Origin of the sequence: Terrisporobacter mayombei (assembly GCF_020748465.1) — a bacterium.
Classification (GTDB): domain Bacteria; phylum Bacillota; class Clostridia; order Peptostreptococcales; family Peptostreptococcaceae; genus Terrisporobacter; species Terrisporobacter mayombei.
The window spans coordinates 1-431 of the sequence record NZ_JAHZMP010000300.1 but is presented as its reverse complement, the minus strand read 5'-3'; the positions used below and the strand labels follow the sequence as shown (position 1 = coordinate 431).

General features: G+C 55.2%; 1 pseudogene. It reads right to left on the bottom strand.

From position 1 onward, the window contains the following. Positions 1 to 248: pseudogene (locus K0039_RS25575) on the bottom strand (hypothetical protein); the annotation flags it as partial. Positions 249 to 431 lie beyond the last annotated feature (183 nt).

Sequence of the window (431 nt, the reverse complement as noted above, 5' to 3'; positions counted from 1 at the left end):
CGTACCGGAGAATCCTCCAGATCGCGTTTCACAATTCCAATAATCGGCACGCTCACCACCGCACGCGTGGCTTGCAGATTTGCCACACCTTCAATGCGAATGGCAACCGCGCCCGCCTGTTCTGCCGCTAATGCCATGGCGGCGACGATTTCGGGTTTATCGAGCGGGCTGTCCGGACCCGGCTGGCAGGAGACAATCAGGCCACCGTTAGCAGCGATTTTTTGATCCAGTTGTGCAAGTAACGACATACATCTTCCCTTAGCGAAAGGCCCGGTACATAGACCGGGCAACAGGATTAACTTTTGGTTTTGACTAAATCGTTTTTGGCGCTGCCAAACGGCACGGCACCGCTGAATGGTTTACCGTCGATAGCGTCATGAGTACGCAACGCTTCCGGGCGCAACCAACGCTGAACGCGAGAAGGCATATCC